Source organism: uncultured Chryseobacterium sp., assembly GCF_913776365.1.
GTDB lineage: Bacteria > Bacteroidota > Bacteroidia > Flavobacteriales > Weeksellaceae > Chryseobacterium.
Genome location: NZ_CAJYMO010000264.1, coordinates 1 through 18,265 on the forward strand (window position 1 = coordinate 1; position 18,265 = coordinate 18,265).

An 18,265-nucleotide genomic window follows, 5' to 3' on the forward strand; every position below is an offset into this window, starting at 1 on the left:
ATCTTTTTCAGTGCGATATGGGAAAGGGTTTCTGACATGCCGTAGGTTTCAAAGATCCTGCAGTTTTCAGGCAGGGACAGTTCAGCTATCTTTTTTTTCAATGATTCCGAAACGGCGGCCCCGCCAATGATCAGGTTCCTGAGCCGGTACAACTGATCCAATGAATGTTCTACCTGCAACGGCGTCATGGCACAGAAATCAATTTCGTGGTCCAGATGTCCAAGCGGCTGTAAGGCAGGATCGGCAACCGTCAGTTTCAATTTTCTTACGATTGACCGGACCACCATCATTTTCCCGGAAATATATTCCACCGGAAGACAGAGCAAAGCGGTATCCCCTTCTCTGAACCCAAGAAAATTACAGGTCTTTTCTGCAGAATTCATCATTCTTGTTTTCTCAATAGCCAATATTTTCGGTATTCCCGTAGAACCGGAGGTCTGTACCGTTACCATCTGCGAATCTGAAAACCATTCGTCCAGAAAAGCCCTTACTTTGGCTTCAAATCCCGGATTAAAAGATAATTGATTCATATTGAGATTATTAAAATCGATCTGCATCTCTACTGTTTATTAAAAGTACAGTAAATTTAAAAAAAAATAAAAAACTTCTTGCAAATAATTAAAAAAGCTGTAAATTTGCACCACTAAAACAAACACAGACTCATGGTGTAGCGGTAACACTACTGATTTTGGTTCAGTCATCTGGGGTTCGAATCCCTGTGAGTCTACGGAAACCATCCTTTTTAAGGGTGGTTTTTTTGTGCCTGCCTTTAATCACTATGAATAAACATTTCATAATATGCCTGGCGATTATAAGTTTCTATACTTGTAAACCGCCCCGTTAATGGTTTGTGAAAGTTTAGCACCCGTCTTTTCCAATCTGTAAACTCCGTAATGGAAAAGATCATCATCCGGATAAAGGTTAAACTCATAAACATCAGGATCAATCTGGTCTTCATCCAGAAAAACAATAAAAAACTGGGGATCAGAAAATGATTTCGTGATAGCCAAAAAAGGCCTGACGATGCTATAATTAACCTGTCGGCAATATCCATCTATCAGAATTCTAAGCCATTTCTGATCACCTCCTTCAAATATCCAGTTATAAACACCTCCGATCAGCAAGAATTCTTTAACGACAGCCGGAAACGCATTCCCATAATTCCACAGCTGCTCCAGTTCCCATATCTGTTGCACATTCATTCCTGTATTGGGTACCGTATCAGGGTTATTCAAATCACTTCTTGGATTTTCCTGAAAAAATTTCAGATAATCTGTTTCCATATGGGATCATTTATAAATCCAGGTTCTTTTCCTGATTCTTTAATTCATTATTCATAAAGCAGAAAGTATTCTATTTCCTCCAGATCTCCTGAAGCAGAATTGATTTTAAACTTCCAGCTTTTCATATCAATACTGACGGACAATTTATAATAAGGATGATCTGAGCTGTCATATTCTTTACGTAATTCGACCTCTCTTCTTATATTAAGATTAAAATTACTATTTTTAACATCATCAATTTCACTTTCGGCCCTGTATCTTGCCATGATCTTAGGTTGTAACAAATCAGCTTCATACGCTGCATCTTTACTGTCAAAAGTTTTATAAGTGCTTCCATGCTGCCTGATATATTTGATTTGCTTCATGAGCGGTAATGCCTGTTTCCGGAATTTTGAGATAAATATTTTTAATAACGTTTTTTGATCCAAAGGAAAATCTTTGTCATAAAAATGTTCCGAAACCATATCCTGCTGACTGACCTGCATTGAATATAAAACATTGGAAAATTGTTTCCCGTTATCGAGTTGAGCATATTTCACAGATGTATAGGGATATAAACACTGACTGCTGCCACAGAAACTATCTTTAGTGAGTTCTACAAAATTATCTTTAGAATAAAGTTGTGAAACAGAATTTGACCTTTCAATGGATACCAGCTTGTCCTCTTTGTATTTATAAAATTCATAATTCTCCGTTCTAAGATTACCGGTTTTCATGATATAATACTCATTCTTCCCTACCGGTATTTTTAAAATACTGTTCTTTACAATCATTGAATCATTTGATTGATTTCTGGTTAAAGAGTCATATTTTGCTTTTGAATAATAAGAATACCGGCCATCTTTTTTATCTTTAAATAATAAAGTTTCTGAATTTATGACCAGATCAAAATATCGGCTTTGTACTTTTTCGAATTCGGATTTTTCAGTTTCAATTCTTAATTTTAGATCATCTCTGTTCTGGGCATTCAGCAAACAGGATAAAAATAATAATGCTATATAAATACTTTTTTTCACGATATTATTCAATTACTAGATTCTCTGTATTGTATGGATTTGATACCATTCAGGTTCTTTTTTGATACAACGAATGAATGAACTACGGTTTCTCTCATTTCCTGTATTTTCAAAATTAAATCTTTTAGCAGAATATGGCCTGATGAATTCTTTTATTTTGCCTTTCTTATTTAAAGCCCGGGGATTTTGCCACTGACTGTTATCCCTATTTTCTGCTATTCCTATGCAGAATGACTTCCCTTATTCTGATCCGCCGTCTTATTTATCTCCGGTGTCAGCAAAGGTAAAATGAAGACCAGAGCCCATACTGCCTGAAATACCGTATACATTCTTACGGAATAAATATGGATATAGGCAAAGCGGACAGTCAGGTCTTCAAAAGTAGTTACTACAGTGGTAGTAAGCGCATGAAACAACGGCGAAAAAACAACCTGTCTCGCCGCACGGAACTTTCCGTCATCGATAAAATAGCTTTCGATCATCACCGGAGAAACACTGATGACGGGGAAACATGCAATGAGTAAAGTCACCAGGATCATAGAGACTGACGTATTGAAATTGAATATCCGGTTTTTAAATGAGAAAAAGAGCGAAAAAAAGGTAAAGTACACCAGTAGATAACACAGAGAAGAGTTCCATAACGGGATGTTATTCTCGTATCTGAAAGACCTGTCTGTTTCAGATGAAAAAAAGTGATACCCAAGAGAAACGGACAGTAAAAACAACCCTATGAAGAACGTTTTGCCGGTAAAAATAACGGTTGGAATTTTTCGTCTATCTTTTTTCACAAAAAACAGGAAGGTGGAAAAGAAAAAGAACAAGAAGCTATACACCTGATATAAAATCAGGGAGTTGTGTTCCTCGCTGAATTGCTCAATCCGTAAATGTCCTGCACCAGGACCAAAAAACAAGGTTACCAAAGAGGGTAACAGATTGGAAACCTCCAATGTATACATGTCGCTGATCCGGGAATGCCAGGAACCCCCGTATTCACTTTGGCCAACCCCAATATAATAGCAGGGAAATAAAGCAAACCAAATGAGAACGTGCCAAATTTTGAAATGCTGTTGTGGTTTCAGTCGTAGAAAAAGTACTGAAAAAATAGTCATCTGTAAAAATACCACCCAAGAATTTCCGGAAAACAGAGCCGATACCAATGCAGACAAAAAGCAGCAGAACGCGATAGCTATTGCCTGAAAGATTTTGATGCTGTACTTTTTAACGTTCATAGCCAAAGATATTGATCTTCCTCTGATTTTATGATATATATATCTGAAACTTTAGTGCAAACCTACTTATGAATGAATAAAAATATGTGGTCAGTCCTTTTGGCAAATTTCAGTCAATATCGTATGAAGATGTTCCGGGGATATCCTGTGACTTTCCAGATCGGAAATGCTAAGGTTATAATTCCTGCGGTTATCCAACATAAAAAGGCCTTTGTATTTTTCATCCGGTGTCTCAAGACCGTACAGATAATTGCCTTCCATAAAGCGTAAGTTATCAATCCTCATTTCCTTTGAAATATAATCAGCCGGTATAAAGATCGACATGATTTTACCTGTTTTTTTCTGTTGTATGCTCAGTTGCATCATATCGCTCTTCTCACTGGACAATCTCAGTTCTTCAGAATAGAGGTAGATGTAGAAGAAATTGCTGTCAACATCCCTGACCTGAACATTCCCATTGAATTCAGGCCGGAATCCCCTTAATGCAAAAGAAGGACTGAGACGGGTAGCCACTATATCAAAATGATCCAGGAAATTGTTTTTGCTTACATCAAAAAGTGTATACCGTACTTTAAACAGAGGTGGCGGAGACGGTTGAGAATAAAAGAATTTTATACTGAAGAACAGCAAAAAAAGAATTGTTTTTTTCATTACAGATGAGTTTCTGATGGTTATTATTTTTTAGAACCGGGCTGATTTTAGCAGCTTTATTTCACCTGAACATCCATACTGAAATTTCAGGAAGATAAGGGTTAGATTACACTCAGCTAAAAAAGTTATATCATATTATAAAAATAATTATTCAATGTTGGATATGTCCATCTTATTAGGATAAGAATAAAATAAAGGCCACCTAACTTTCTAGATAGCCTCTTGTATTACTCGATAATTAAAGTATTACTTTATTATTCTATAAATGTCATCCATCATAATGTTTTTATCCTTACTTATTTGTTTTTGAATAGTATTATTCTCATTATTAAAGCTAAAAAAGTTATAATCATCTCTTATAAAATACAATTTATTTCCTTTTACTGCAACAAAATAAATTTGATTTTCCCAAAGATCACAGCATCGAAATTCGTATTTATCTCTGCTTAGATTCCGTAAAAACTCTGCATAATTATAGAATAAATTATAAGCTTCCATTAATTGTTGCTGATTAGCAAAACTATACTCTGTAATATCTGTAATTGCTTTTGTATTTTTGTAACTAATAGTATAAATTATAGCTCTTTTCTTTTCCAAAATTCTATCTATATCACAATGACACGTGCTTGATCCAATTTTATCTGGATATTCCTGTATTTCTTTTATTTGCAAATTTGGTGCATCCTCAATAGATTTTTTTAAATCATATATTGCATTGTGAATATAATTTTGTGGCATTAATTTTTTCCTCTTCAAATCATATATCATACTATCTCGCCTATTCTTGTCAACAAGATATTTACCATTAAAAAAAATATTTGGATTCTTTTTTGTTCTTATTTTTTCTAGTGAATTTTGTTTACATGAAATGATAATAAGTAAAACTGCAAAAAAAATATTTTTCATAAATTACGTAGGCTTAAACAATTGATACACATTTGCATCTAAACTTGTGTCTTTTTCAGGATGGCTATAATATGCTCCTCCGACTTTCTTTTTTCCACTATAATAAAAATAAGCACCAGACAAAAATTCATTAATTTTATCATCTAACTCTCCAGTTCTAAAGCTTCTACAGCCACCAATATCCTCAACAAACAAAAATAGTGGATCATCATTGCTTCCTATAAGTTCACTGCTTCCAAATTTTATTTTAAATTCTTTATTTTTTGATACAATAACTAAAGTAGAGTGGTATTCTGATGCTATTCCAACTGCAAATGCACTAATCTCATTCTTAGCAGTTAAAGATAATAATTTTTCCTCTATACGTGGTTTTACATTTTTTAAAAACTCATCACTGTCATTAATATCATGCGATTTTGAAGTCAATCTTGTCTTTTTATAAGTTGGAGCAATAATTATTTTTTTTGAATAATATCTGGTGTCAAGTGATTTAACGCATGCAGACATTATATCATTCGTAGGAATATTTGATGGAGATTTTTCCTTATAAAGTGTTCTTAAATTACTCGCAAAAGCATTTAAACAGCACATTGCACAATTTCTCTTTTTGTCATGCCTCCCTTCATCAGCATTTTTTCTCAGTTCATTTATTACTTTGGGATTCCAATTTTCTTTCTTGCTTTTTTGAAAATCATATTCTTCTACATCAAATACCTCGCTGTAAACCGTTCCTACTTTTGGATGAAAGATTTTTATATAGCATTCAGCTGTACTAAACTCTGTATCTTCAAAGGCCTTTTCCTGCATTTTCTCTGTAAACTGAGTCATGTATTTTGCGTTCCCTAACCTTAAAGATGTATTAAAATCCAATACGGTATCATCTTTATCAGGTTTTGTACTCCATATACTTTCCGAATCCATTATTGAAAACTGAATATTCTCTTTTGTAGACAAATTGGTTTTTATCCTAAACTCTAATCTTTCAGAGAAATTTTTTGGCTTTTTTACAATCTCTATTTGGAGGATCTTATTTTTTCCTCCATTCATAATATCATCTCGATAGGTTCCGTATGGATTATCAAGTGATAAAGCCTTTACTGATTTAAAACTGTCATAAATATTTTCCATTTTTATGTTTTTTGTTGATGCAAATGTCAATCAGTAAAGCGACAAAACTTGACGTGTTTAAATTTATTTTCTAAAATCTTCTTTAAGAGTATTTTAAAAATCAATATTAAAAAAATAGTTAAAGCTAAAAAAACACCATCTTAAGTTTACATAAATAAAACATAGAAATACTTATTTGATCCAACTAATATCAATTTTATAGAAAAACATTACAATTAATGATAGAAAATAAAACGCTAGTTTGCTAATCTTTTGCCATTACTTCAGAATGTTCTGACCTAAAAAGTTTTTTATCTTTAATTATTTAAATTTAGGAGAAAAGTCAAAATTAAAAGGATCCATAATATAGCTGCTAATCTTGAGACCACAATTAATTAAAAATTTATAAGCACTAATACTTATTTTTTATTTTTAAATCAAGTTGGTTATAAAGACCTTGTCTATTATCCCATCCATACTGAAATTTCAGGAAGATAAAAGTTAGATGATTTTCAATTGGAAAGTTATATTGCATTCGGTAAAAATTGAATGTCCGAACTCTGGGCATTCCGGAAATAAGAAAGGAAGTCCCGATAAAAGCAGAATATGAACCTTATATATAAGCAGTCCGGATTGATCTTTTCTGATGTAGCTTATGATCATCTCTTTCCTGCACATTAAAGTAATTGCATGGAAAAAGAATACCCGAATTTATTGCTGCACTACAGGAGCTCGTCCGGAACTTCAATCCCGTTTTTTTTCATGTATTCCAGCAGGTTGCGGTGTTTGTTTTCATATTCCCGGCTGCTGCCTGCGCACTGGTCGGAAATGCTGCAGATTTCGGAGGGTTTAATGTCTAAAATCTTTGAAACTTTGGTCAGGATATCCAGGTTGATTTTCACTTTGGAATTCTCGATATCCGAATAGGCTTTCTGGGAAATACCCATCTCAAAAGCCATATATTCCTGCGTAAGATCTTTGCTTCTCCTGATTTTCCTGATATTTTGACCGCATATCTTCATCGCTTTCCTTTTAGTAGTTTTCGGTATACTTTAGAAGGATACCTATTAGACTCTCACAAAGTTAGTGAATACCTTTGTCAAAACATTACAGCACTGCATGATATTTATTTTTTCAGCAGGTTTAGCCTAAAAAACCGTACTGAAAGCCTCTGCTTCGGAGACCAAATATCGCTTCAGGACAATACACAGGAATTATGGAGACGCAACAATTCAATTATGACAATGCCATTGTCAGGGCATTTCTCTATGCCACCATCGCATTCGGTCTGGCAGGCTTCTTACTCGGGCTCACCGCTGCACTGATGCTCTTCTACCCGGAACTTCCGGAATTTCTCTTCGGAACCGATGATACGACCATCAGAAGCCTGGCCTCAGGAAACATCCAGGGACTCATCAATACACAGGGCGCACTGGGATTCGGAAGGATCAGGATGCTGCACACCAGCGCCGTGATCTTCGCCTTCGTCTGCAATTCATTTTTCTGCGGGGCTTATTACAGCCTGCAGCGGCTATTGAAAACGAGGATGTACAGCGATACGCTTTCCTGGATCCATTTCTGGAGCTGGCAGATCATGATCATCAGTGTGGTGATCACCTTCCTGATGGGCATCAACACGTCAAAAGAATACGCCGAACACGAATGGCCGATCGATATCTTAATTACCGTTTCATGGGTGGTCTTCGGGATCAATATGTTCGGGACCATTGCTAAAAGAAGGGTAAGGCACCTGTACGTAGCCATCTGGTTCTTTGTAGGGACCTGGATTGCCGTAGCCATGCTCCATATTTTCAACAACCTGGAAGTGCCGCTGTCCTTTACCACCTGGAAGTCCTACTCTGTTTATGCCGGGACAAAAGATGCGCTGGTACAGTGGTGGTACGGCCATAATGCAGTAGCTTTCGTACTGACAACGCCGGTGCTGGGGCTGATGTATTATTTTCTTCCCAAGGCGGCAGACCGGCCGGTCTTTTCTTATAAATTATCCATTATCCACTTCTGGTCGCTGATCTTCGTTTACCTCTGGGCGGGGCCTCACCACCTGCAGTATACGGCACTTCCGGCCTGGGCACAGGCGGTTGGTACAGGCTTCTCCATCATGCTGATCGCGCCTTCCTGGGGCGGAATGCTGAATGGACTGCTGACCCTGAGAGGTGCGTGGGACAAAGTACGGGAAAACCCGATCCTCAAATTCTTCGTCGTAGCCGTTACCTGTTACGGGATGGCCACTTTTGAAGGCCCTTTGCTGGCCACCAAATCCCTGAATAAAATCGGCCATTACACCGACTGGGTAATCGGGCACGTACACATCGGTGCACTCGGCTGGAACGGGTTTATGGCTTTCGGAATCATCTATTACCTGATTCCCGTAATGTGGAGAACGCCCATGTGGTCTAAAAAGCTGGCCAACTGGCATTTCTGGCTCGGAACCCTGGGTATTATTTTCTATGCGGTCCCGATGTATATATCAGGATTTACCCAGGGGCTGATGTGGAAACAGTTCAACCCGGACGGCACCCTGGTATGGAAAAACTGGCTGGACACCGTTACCGCCATTATCCCTTACTATAAACTGAGGTTTTTAGGCGGTGCATTGTATCTTTCGGGAGCGGTACTGATGGTCGTGAATGTTATCAGAACCGTAAGAGCCGGATCTTTCCAGAAAAATGTCCCTGCCGAAGCACCTGCACTGGCGACCATCGGAGACGGGAGAAAAACAGGCGAAGGGATTCACCTCTGGCTCGAAAGAACCCCAAAACTCCTGTCCGTACTGGCTTTCATTACCATAGCGATCGGAGGCCTGGTGGAAATTATTCCCACACTGACACTGAAACAAAGCGTCCCTACCATCACGGCGGTAAAACCTTATTCCCCGCTTGAACTGGAAGGCCGCGACCTCTACATCCGCGAAGGCTGCAACGCCTGCCACTCCCAGATGATCAGGCCGTTCCGTGATGAAATTGTAAGGTTTGAAGGCAAAAACGGGCAATACTCCAAAGCAGGGGAATTCATCTATGACCGTCCGTTTCTCTGGGGATCCAAGCGAACCGGGCCGGACCTTCACCGGGAGGGTGGCAGGAATCCCGATTCATGGCACTTCAAGCATATGTACAACCCAAGGATCACCTCAGCCGGTTCCATCATGCCGCGGTTCCCATGGCTGATTACCAATAAACTGAATACGACACAGATGGCAGATAAGATGAAACTTATGAAGAATTATTTTGATGTTCCGTATACCAAGGCAGAGATCGATTCTGCCAACGAATGGGCCGGTCACCAGGCGGAAGGTATCGTAAAAAGGATTTACGCAGAAGCTGTGGATATCAGGACACAGGTAGAAGCAGACCGGAAAGCCAGAGGGAGTGCCTTTGTACCGCTGGAACAGAGAGAAATCGTAGCCATGATTGCCTACCTGCAAAGACTGGGTACCGATATCAAAACGACTCAGATCAAAACCGCAAGCGCAGAATAATTAAAATCCATCCTAATGAAGACAAGAACACCCGTTTCCGTTTATATCCTGATGACAGTAGGACTTACCGTAATGGCGTTCGAAATGTTCGCCCCTGATTCAGGGTATTTTTCTTCCCCTTTTTTCTGGGGGCTGATGCTTATTGCTGTCATTTTGCTGCTGATCATGAATTCGATCGGGGACCTGATTGAGAACCAGCATTTTTCCCGGCTTACGGATGAAGAAAAAGCGGAATACATCCGGGAGAAAAGCATACCGTATTTTCAGAAGCTGTGGCATTCCGCCTTTAAGAAACAGCCGGCTACGGAAGAGAAAGACATCCTGATCGACCATGGTTTCGACGGGATTACGGAACTGGACAATTCGCTGCCGAAATGGTGGGTCGGATTGTTCTACTTCGGATTTATCTTCTGTGCGGTATATATGACGGCCTTCGCTTTTACGGATTATGCACACCCTGATGCCGAGCTGAACGCTGAAACCAAAGTAATGCTGGCATCCATTGAAGAATTTGAAAAAACAGCCCCGCAGATTACACTGGAATCCTCCCGATACAATGCGGATTATATAACCGAGGGACAGGAGCTTTTCAAAACCAACTGTGTCACCTGCCATGGCGAAGGTGCGAGAGGCGGGATCGGACCCAACCTTACCGATATGTACTGGATCAACATCAAAGAAGAAAGCCTGTTCAGAAATGTGTTCTGGATGCTGGAGAACGGCTCCCCTAATAATCCGGCCATGCGCCCGATGATCAAAGAGGGAACTATTACGGGACGGGACGCTGAAAAGATTGCAGCCTACATTTACCATATCAATCAGGAAACTTCACCCGTTACGCCTGCACAGGGCGGTGCCGCTCCGCAGGGAGAAGCAGTACGGTGGAAAGACGGAAAACCATAAATATAATGATTATCTCAGCATATTAAACCATGCCATGCCCCCTTTCACCACTCAACCGATCAACATTTGAATTTCATTTTTTACTCAACCTTTTCATTAGAAAAATGATACGAAGGGGGGCGTTTTAAGAACATTTTATCCTGGCTTTGACTGTTCACATCAACTCATTCACTAAACAGTTCACTCAACTAAATTCTATAAAAGAGCAGTCAAGGCAGGATTTTTGTATACAGGAAAGGGTACAAAAATCGTATGATAAGTACATGAAGTAATATTATATTTGTTTTTAAATCCGATCACTATTGAAACTGAAAATCAACAAAAGAAAACTCTTGCGGCGTTTCCTCATAACCATTATTTCCATAGTGGTTCTTATTGTGCTGCTTATTCTCAGCCTCAGACTGCCGGCCGTTCAGAACTTTGTCAAAGATAAACTGGTGGTTTACCTGGAGAAAAAAATCAAGACCAAAGTAAGCCTGGAAAGGGTATATATAGGATTTCCAAACAGCCTTGTTATGGAAAATCTCTATTTAAAAGGCCAGGATATCGACACCCTGTTAGCCGTCAGAAAGCTTGATGTAGGACTGAACATGATGAAGCTCATCAATTCCACGGCCGACATTACTTCCGTGGACCTGGAAGGCGCCAGGGCTAATGTGGTCAGAAGGCCCAACGGTACGTTCAATTTCGACTATATTCTTAATGCTTTCGCTACCAGCGACAAACAGGAAAGTCCGTCAAAACCTTTTATTATCTCCCTGGATAAGATCAGGCTGCAGGATATCGGAGTTACCTTCAACGACCAGCAGTCGAAAAATGACATCAACCTGTATTTCAAGTCTTTCGACACCCGTGTAAAGACGTTTGATCTTCAGAACAATTCCTATGCCGTCAATGATATCAATCTCGACGGATTAAAGCTGAAACTGAAACAGGACCTGGTGGAGGAAGTCTCAAAGAAAGTGGAGAAAAAAGTAGATTCCCTGAACAGTAAGAAGCCGATGAAACTCGGACTGAGGGGAATCAAACTGACGAATTTCAATATCGATTACGGCGACGACAATACAAAAACTTTTGCCAAAGTTCTGTTCAAGGAACTTAGCACTAAAATCTATAAGCTTGACCTGGAAAACAACAATTACAGCATAGCCAACGTATTCCTTTCAGGAGCAGACATCAATGCCAACCTTTACCTTCCGGCTCAGAATGCCAACCCTAAAGATGAAAAAAAACCTGAGGTTTCAAAAGCAACCGATCAGCAGAAAGCGCTGAACCTGCTGTTGGGCAAACTGGTACTGAACGATGTGAAAGTAGCTTATAATAACACGGCTATCGCTCCCACAAGACAGGGAATGGATTTCAATCACCTTAACTTTTCCAAAATGAATCTTGAGGTAAAAGGATTCAAAATGCAGGACAATACATTTGCCGGAACGGTAAGCTCTGCGGAAATCCGGGAAGGAAGAGGACTGGATATACAGGAATTCACTACCGACTTCGTATACAATGAAAAAGAAGCTTATCTGAAAGACCTTTATCTGCAGACCCCGAAAACGGTATTGCGCGATGAGGTGGTCCTGAATTACAATTCCATTGAGCAGCTCAGCTCCAATTTAGGGGCTGTACGGATTTCAGCCAATATCAAAGATTCTAAAATCGGTTTTGCCGATATCCTGAACCTGGTTCCGACACTGAGGGCTACCCCGCCGTTCAACAAATACCCGAACGCCATCCTGAATGTGAATGCCCATGTGAAAGGAAATGTAAATGACCTCCTGATCAACAATCTTAAAGTTTCAGGAATCGATCAGCTGAGGGTAGCTGCTTCCGGAAGGATCAGGAATGCCATGAATCCTGAAAACCTGTATTATGATCTGAAAATTGCCGAGCTGTCTTCATCAGCCAGAACCATCTTCAACCTGGTGCCTAAAAATACCATTCCTTCCACGATCTCACTGCCTTCCCATATGAGCATTAAAGGAACGGCGAAAGGAACCACCAAGGTGGTGGATGCCAATATCAACCTGTATTCCACTTTAGGGAATGCTTCGGTAAATGCCAAGGTAGATATGAGGCGAAAAAACAGGGAACTGTATGATGTGAAAGCCAACCTGCAGGGATTACAGATCGGGAAGATCATCCAGAATAAAGAAGTAGGAGCCGTTTCCGCACAGATCTATGCCAAAGGAGAAAGCTTTGATTTCAAAAATGCCAATGCTGACCTCAGAGGCCATGTTGCATCAGCTGTATACAAAGGATACCGCTATCAGAATATGAACCTTACCGGAAAAATCAGACGCGGAAATTACCATATCGTCCTGAACTCCAAAGATCCCAATGCCAATCTGCAGCTTACCGCTTCCGGAGTGTATAATGAGAAAAATCCTACAGTAAAAATCAATGGCCAGGTTATAAAGCTTGACCTGAACAAGCTTGGGTTCTACAAGGATCCGATGATCCTGGCCGGGAAAATAGACGGCGACTTTACCAGCCTTGATCCTGATAACCTGAACGGGTACCTGAACCTGCAAGATTTTGCTTTCTCCGACAGCAAAGACGTTTATCCGGTACAGGAAGTAAGCCTGAAAGCCTCTTCCACCAATGATTCCACCAATATCGTATTCAATTCACAAATTGCTGATGTGGAACTGAGAGGAAAATATAAACTTACCCAGATCTTCGGAGCATTGTCGCAGACCGTTAATCAATACTACCAGTTCCAGAAGCCGGCGAAAAACCAGAAAATACAGGCCGGCCAGTTCTTTACATTCAATGCTAAGATCAAAAATGATGACCTGATCCGTAAATTTGTTCCGGAACTGAAAAGTTTTGAAACCATCAACCTGACCGGAAATTACGACGCCGATTCGCAGAAAATAGAAATCGACGGCCAGATCCCGCGGGTGCTGTACGGTGAAAATTCTATCGAAAATGCAGCCATCCGGGTAACCAATGAAAACCAGGCCCTGCAGTACAATGTAAGCGTAGCTTCCTTAAAAAGCTCAAGCTTTGCCCTGAATAAGGTAAATGTCGGCGGCGACGTAGCCAATAATATCATCAATTACAACATCACTACGAAAGATGAGAAGGATGAAACCCAGTTCCTGATTGCCGGGAATGCAAAATCAATGAACGATATTACGGAGATCTCCCTGAATCCGAACGGGCTGCGGCTGAATTATACCGACTGGACCGTGGCGGAAGGAAACAGGATACAGATCGGCAGCAAAGGAATCCTGGCAGATAACTTCAGGCTTTCCAATGCCGGCAGCGAAATCCTTTTACAGTCCGAAAGCCAGTCACCGAATGCACCGCTGAACGTTTCGCTGAAAGATTTTAAAATAGAGACCATCACGGAACTGATTAAGAAAGACACCGTTCTAGCCAGGGGAACTATTAACGGTACCGCCCAGCTGCGCGACCTTACCAGAAAGATGACCTTTACTTCCGACCTGAATATTACCGACCTGATCGTTTACGGCAGCCCGGTAGGAAATCTTGCAGTAAAGGTGAACAACACCTCAGCTAACCTTCTGAATGCTGATGTGGCATTGTCCGGAAACAATAACGACGTAAGAATCCTTGGGGACTACAATACCTCATCAAGCACATTCGACCTCAATATGGCCATCAACCAACTTCAGATGAAATCCGTACAGGGGCTTTCGATGAACGCCATTACCAATACGGAAGGCTATATTTCAGGAAATCTTAAGATTACCGGAACTTCCAAAGAACCTAACATCCTCGGAAAGGTAAAATTCAATGATGTAGGCCTGGAAATTGCCAAAACAGGAAGTGATTTCAGGAAGCTGAATGATGAAATTGATTTTACCCGCCGCGGAATTGAATTCAATGATTTCAAGATCAATGATAAAGACGGAAACTCATTGGTAGTGGACGGCCAGGTGCTGACCCAGACCTACCGGGATTTTGCATTTAACCTCGATGTCAATGCAAAAGATTTCAAGGTGGTGAATTCCGAAAAATCCAATGATGCCATCATGTACGGGGTTCTTGCCATAGATGCGGGATTGCGAATCCGCGGAAACCTTGATCTCCCTAAAGTGGATGGCAGACTTGCCGTTGCAGACAATACCGATTTTACATTTGTGTTGCCTCAGTCCTCTCCTACCTTACAGGAAAGAGAAGGCATTGTGGAATTCATCGATCAGGATCAGGTTGCGCTAAATAAGACCATCAAGGCAGATTCACTGAACAGCCAGACCCGTATCAAAGGAATGGATGTCAGCGTCAATATCGAGCTCAGCAAAGAAGCGAAACTTTCCTTACTGATCGATAAGGCCAACGGAGATTTTGTAAAACTCCAGGGGGAAGCGGAACTTACCGGAGGAATCGATCCTTCCGGAAAAACAACGCTCGTAGGAGTATATGAAGTGGAATCCGGAAGCTACGAAATGTCGGTAAGCATCCTGAAACGTAAGTTCGACATCCAGAAAGGAAGCACCATTACCTGGACCGGGGAGCCTACAACCGCCAACCTGGACATCACTGCCGTATATAAAACAGAAACGGCACCGATCGACCTGGTGGAACAGCAGATCAGCGGGGAAAGCGCCGGAACGCTGAATCAATTCAAACAAAGGATCCCTTTCAACACATTGCTAAAAATGAACGGTGAGCTGCTGAAACCGGTGATTACTTTTGACATCACTACGGCAGAAAAGAACAATGCCGTGTCATCCACCGTGACGGATATCGTAGACCAGAAGCTTTCACAGCTGAGAACCCAGGAATCTGAAATGAACAAACAGGTGTTCGCACTCCTTCTTCTCAACCGGTTCATCGGGGAAAACCCGTTCCAGTCCGGAGCCGGCGTCTCCGGGGAAACCATGGCCAGGCAGAGTGTAAGCAAGATCTTATCCCAACAGCTGAACAACCTGGCTTCAGGGCTGATCAAAGGAGTAGATCTTAATTTCGACCTGGAATCATCCGAAGATTATTCTACCGGAACCCAGAACACCCGTACTGACCTGAACGTGGACATCAGCAAGAAGCTTCTGAATGACCGCCTGAAAGTCTCGGTAGGCAGCAATTTCGGACTGGAAGGAGAAGCCAGGCAGAATGAGAACATGACCAATATCGCAGGGGATGTTACCGTAGATTACAGCCTGTCCAGAGACGAACGCTACATGCTGAGGGCATACCGTAAAAATGAATACCAGGTGGCCCTGCAGGGACAGATCGTGGAAACGGGGCTCGGGTTTATCATTACCCTTGATTATGATAAATTCCGGGATATCTTCCGCAAATCAGCCGACAGGAAACAGCAGCGATCTGCCAGAAAAAATAAAGAGAACCAAGCCGTAGAATTTAAATAATGAAAAACACCTATCAAACCTATTTTAACTATATCCTTACCTGCGGACTGGTTTCGGTAACCCTGTCATGCAGCAATACGAAATACCTGAAAGAAAGCCAGATGCTGTATACGGGTGCAGAAATCAATATTGAAAACGATACCATTTCCAAAAGTGAAAAAAATAACCTGAAATCAGCCCTTGAGGGAAAACTGACGCCAAAGCCCAATTCTTCTTTTCTGGGTCTGAGGCCCAAGCTCTTCTTTTATAATATTGCGAAAGAGCCTAAAAAAGAGAAAGGCTTTAATTACTGGCTGAAATACAAGATCGGGGAAAAGCCGGTTCTGCTCGGTGACGTGGACCGGGAATTCAACCGGGATATCATTGTGAATTATGCAGAGAATAAAGGATATTTCAATGCTGATGCTACCTATGACACCATTTCCAAAAATAAAAAAGCGAAAGTCATCTATACGGTAAAACCCGGAGCGAGATACCTGATCAGCGATGTTAAGTTCCAGAAGGATTCTTCTCTCGTCAATAGAGAGATCCAGATGCTTACGGATAAGACTTTCCTGAAAAAAGGACAGCCCTTTGATCTGGACGTCATCAAATCCGAAAGAGAAAGGATAGACAACGGCTTAAAGGAAAGAGGATTTTATTATTTTCATCCGGATAACCTCATTGTACAGGCAGACAGCACCGTGAGCAAAAACCATAAGGTGGAAATGAACGTCAAGCTCAAAGACAATACGCCGGAACTTTCTACTGAACAGTTCAGCATCGATAAAGTGGTAGTTTTCCCGAATTACAACATTCAGGATGTAAAAGACGGAAAATACAATGTTCCGATGCAGGCCGATTCGCTTGAGAAATATAAATATCATGATATTTATGTGATTGATCCTTCGCATAAGTTCAAGCCAAGGATTTTCGACCGTGCCCTGTATTTCAAAACGGGAGACCTTTATAACCGGACCAACCATAACCTTACCCTGAACCGTCTGATCAGCTTAGGGGTTTTTAAATTCGTAAAAAATGAATTTGTAGTTTCAGATTCATTGCAGCATAAATTTGATGCTTATTACCTGCTGACCCCGCGGCAGCTGCAGTCGTTAAGACTGGAAGCCTTGGGACGGACCAATTCTGCCAATTATGCAGGAAGCGAGCTTAACCTGAACTGGACCCACCGTAATTTTTTCCGGGGTGCGGAACAGTTTAAAGCTTCCGTTTACGGTGCTTTTGACGTACAGATCGGCGGACCGGAGAATGCAAAAAATATTTTCAGGGCCGGTACCAATGTACAGCTTTCCATTCCGAGGATTGTAGCGCCTTTCCGGTTTAATTCTTCAAGTGCCTTTGTACCGAGGACCAATATCAACCTCGGATATGAATTCCAGAACCGTACGGAATATTATACCCTGAATACGTTCACCGGATCTTTCGGCTATGTATGGAAGGAAAATGCCAGGAAAGAGCATGATCTCAAGGTTCTGGACATTACTTACGTTTCACCGGCTAATATTACGCCTTTATATAATTCTATCTCCCAAAAAAGCGATGCGATGCGGAGAGTGGTGGAAAAACAGCTGATTTTCGGGCCTACCTATTCTTATACGTATACCAACACCATGCTTCCGAAGCCTACTACTATTTACTATAAAGGAACGCTGGACCTTGCCGGAAACCTTACCGGCCTGATTACGGGAGCCAATGTAAAAAAGGATAAGGAAAAAACCATATTCGGAGTGCCGTTCAGCCAGTATGCCAAAATAGAAAATGATTTCAGGCTGTATCACAAGTTCAATGAAAAGACCTCTCTTGCCACCAGGGCGATTGCAGGAATAGCCTACCCGTACGGGAATTCTGAGCATATTCCTTTTTCAAGGCAGTTTTTCTCCGGGGGAAGCAACAGTGTCAGGGCCTTCCGGGCCAGAACGCTGGGACCGGGCAGTTTTGATCCGAGAACGATACAGGAAGGCTATTACTTCGATCAGTCCGGAGACATCAAGCTGGAACTGAATGCGGAATACCGTGCAAATCTCTATAAATTCCTGAATGTAGCAGTCTTTGCGGATGCCGGAAACGTATGGCTCGTCAATGAGGATGCCGAACGTCCGGGCGCTAAATTCTCCAAGGAATTTTTAAGCGAGGTAGCGGTAGGAGCCGGAGTTGGTCTGAGGCTTGATTTTTCCATCCTGATCCTGAGGCTTGATCTGGCAATGCCGCTCCGTGTCCCTTATTATGAAAGAGGCGACCGCTGGGCTTTCGATAAAATCAATTTCGGGGATTCTGCATGGAGAAGGGATAACCTGATCCTGAATATCGCCATCGGTTATCCTTTTTAAATTTT

The 18,265-nt window shown here is 41.2% G+C and carries 12 protein-coding genes and 1 tRNA gene; 5 read left to right on the forward strand and 8 right to left on the reverse strand.

The genetic code is table 11. From position 1 onward, the window contains the following. Window positions 1–557, reverse strand: a 557-nt coding sequence (locus tag QZ735_RS13520; RefSeq protein ID WP_294249369.1) for an AMP-binding protein, incomplete at its 3' end; no start/stop codon positions are given. 99 nt (window positions 558–656) lie between these two features. Here QZ735_RS13520 and QZ735_RS13525 point away from each other — a divergent pair. Further along, window positions 657–727: transfer RNA gene (locus tag QZ735_RS13525), tRNA-Gln, on the forward strand. Between the two features lie 82 nt (window positions 728–809). Here the strand turns inward: QZ735_RS13525 and QZ735_RS13530 are convergent. The 7 genes from QZ735_RS13530 to QZ735_RS13560 all read right to left on the reverse strand — a co-directional run bounded on the left by QZ735_RS13530 (window position 810) and on the right by QZ735_RS13560 (window position 7,214). Then, entirely contained in the window at window positions 810–1,283 is a 474-nt protein-coding gene (locus tag QZ735_RS13530; RefSeq protein WP_294249371.1) for a hypothetical protein, read from the reverse strand. Window positions 1,284–1,330: 47 nt separating this feature from the next. Then, window positions 1,331–2,299: a hypothetical protein gene (locus tag QZ735_RS13535; RefSeq protein WP_294249373.1), complete on the reverse strand. Its 969-nt coding sequence runs from the start codon at window positions 2,297–2,299 to the stop codon at window positions 1,331–1,333. Window positions 2,300–2,520: 221 nt separating this feature from the next. Beyond that, the gene (locus QZ735_RS13540) at window positions 2,521–2,838 is read right to left on the reverse strand and encodes a hypothetical protein (RefSeq protein ID WP_294249375.1); all 318 of its coding nucleotides are present in this window, start codon (window positions 2,836–2,838) and stop codon (window positions 2,521–2,523) included. Between the two features lie 780 nt (window positions 2,839–3,618). Continuing rightward, window positions 3,619–4,179 (reverse strand): hypothetical protein, encoded by a 561-nt coding sequence (locus tag QZ735_RS13545; RefSeq protein ID WP_294249377.1) that lies wholly within the window; start codon window positions 4,177–4,179, stop codon window positions 3,619–3,621. Between the two features lie 246 nt (window positions 4,180–4,425). Further along, window positions 4,426–5,085 (reverse strand): hypothetical protein, encoded by a 660-nt coding sequence (locus QZ735_RS13550; RefSeq protein ID WP_294249378.1) that lies wholly within the window; start codon window positions 5,083–5,085, stop codon window positions 4,426–4,428. A 3-nt stretch (window positions 5,086–5,088) separates the two neighbouring features. Next, window positions 5,089–6,213, reverse strand: coding sequence for a hypothetical protein (locus QZ735_RS13555; protein WP_294249380.1), 1,125 nt, complete (start codon window positions 6,211–6,213; stop codon window positions 5,089–5,091). A 701-nt stretch (window positions 6,214–6,914) separates the two neighbouring features. Next, window positions 6,915–7,214 carry a helix-turn-helix transcriptional regulator gene (locus QZ735_RS13560; RefSeq protein WP_294249382.1) on the reverse strand — a complete coding sequence of 100 codons (300 nt, stop codon included), beginning with the start codon at window positions 7,212–7,214 and terminating at the stop codon, window positions 6,915–6,917. A gap of 194 nt (window positions 7,215–7,408) precedes the next feature. Here QZ735_RS13560 and ccoN point away from each other — a divergent pair, with 194 nt between their 5' ends. The 4 genes from ccoN to QZ735_RS13580 all read left to right on the forward strand — a co-directional run bounded on the left by ccoN (window position 7,409) and on the right by QZ735_RS13580 (window position 18,260). Then, window positions 7,409–9,688 (forward strand): cytochrome-c oxidase, cbb3-type subunit I, encoded by a 2,280-nt coding sequence (ccoN, locus tag QZ735_RS13565; RefSeq protein ID WP_294249383.1) that lies wholly within the window; start codon window positions 7,409–7,411, stop codon window positions 9,686–9,688. A 15-nt stretch (window positions 9,689–9,703) separates the two neighbouring features. Beyond that, window positions 9,704–10,591 (forward strand): cbb3-type cytochrome c oxidase N-terminal domain-containing protein, encoded by an 888-nt coding sequence (locus QZ735_RS13570; protein ID WP_294249385.1) that lies wholly within the window; start codon window positions 9,704–9,706, stop codon window positions 10,589–10,591. A gap of 302 nt (window positions 10,592–10,893) precedes the next feature. Next, complete coding sequence (locus QZ735_RS13575; protein ID WP_294249387.1) at window positions 10,894–15,933, forward strand: translocation/assembly module TamB domain-containing protein; 5,040 nt, start codon at window positions 10,894–10,896, stop codon at window positions 15,931–15,933. Beyond that, entirely contained in the window at window positions 15,933–18,260 is a 2,328-nt protein-coding gene (locus QZ735_RS13580; RefSeq protein WP_294249389.1) for a BamA/TamA family outer membrane protein, read from the forward strand. The genes QZ735_RS13575 and QZ735_RS13580 overlap by 1 nt, the downstream gene beginning before the upstream one ends. Window positions 18,261–18,265 lie beyond the last annotated feature (5 nt).

Bases quoted from the DNA above. Each gene is read 5' to 3' on its own strand.
- QZ735_RS13550 (WP_294249378.1), bottom strand. From the start codon at position 5,085: ATGAAAAATATTTTTTTTGCAGTTTTACTTATTATCATTTCATGTAAA.
- QZ735_RS13545 (WP_294249377.1), bottom strand. From the start codon at position 4,179: ATGAAAAAAACAATTCTTTTTTTGCTGTTCTTCAGTATAAAATTCTTT.
- QZ735_RS13580 (WP_294249389.1), top strand. From the start codon at position 15,933: ATGAAAAACACCTATCAAACCTATTTTAACTATATCCTTACCTGCGGA.
- QZ735_RS13555 (WP_294249380.1), bottom strand. From the start codon at position 6,213: ATGGAAAATATTTATGACAGTTTTAAATCAGTAAAGGCTTTATCACTT.
- QZ735_RS13560 (WP_294249382.1), bottom strand. From the start codon at position 7,214: ATGAAGATATGCGGTCAAAATATCAGGAAAATCAGGAGAAGCAAAGAT.
- ccoN (WP_294249383.1), top strand. From the start codon at position 7,409: ATGGAGACGCAACAATTCAATTATGACAATGCCATTGTCAGGGCATTT.
- QZ735_RS13530 (WP_294249371.1), bottom strand. From the start codon at position 1,283: ATGGAAACAGATTATCTGAAATTTTTTCAGGAAAATCCAAGAAGTGAT.
- QZ735_RS13570 (WP_294249385.1), top strand. From the start codon at position 9,704: ATGAAGACAAGAACACCCGTTTCCGTTTATATCCTGATGACAGTAGGA.
- QZ735_RS13540 (WP_294249375.1), bottom strand. From the start codon at position 2,838: ATGATCCTGGTGACTTTACTCATTGCATGTTTCCCCGTCATCAGTGTT.